This is a genomic window from Borrelia persica No12 (assembly GCF_000500045.1).
Classification (GTDB): Bacteria; Spirochaetota; Spirochaetia; order Borreliales; family Borreliaceae; genus Borrelia; species Borrelia persica.
Window position 1 is genome coordinate 1 of the sequence record NZ_AYOT01000059.1, and the last position, 238, is coordinate 238.

The 238-nt window shown below is 32.4% G+C and carries 1 protein-coding gene; it reads right to left on the reverse strand.

Annotated elements, in window-relative coordinates; genetic code table 11:
• Positions 1 to 71, reverse strand: a 71-nt coding sequence (locus tag U881_RS13665; protein WP_407637295.1) for a DUF261 family protein, incomplete at its 3' end; no start/stop codon positions are given.
• Positions 72 to 238 lie beyond the last annotated feature (167 nt).

Genomic DNA, 238 nt, shown 5'->3' on the forward strand with positions numbered 1-238 from the left:
AAACATAAAAAGTAACAACCCCATTGTTGTATTTCAATAAGTAACTCTGGATTATTTTGTTTGATCCTCATCCCAACCTCCAACCTCCTTTAATTAATATCTAACTATCCCTAAAAAGGGATACTTTCTTCAAAAGAAACACTCTCTCCAGAAGATTCCAAAAATACCGTATTAACATTAGTATCAACACCATCCTTAGCTTGTTTTTGTTCATGGGAAACAGATGAATTAAACAGTT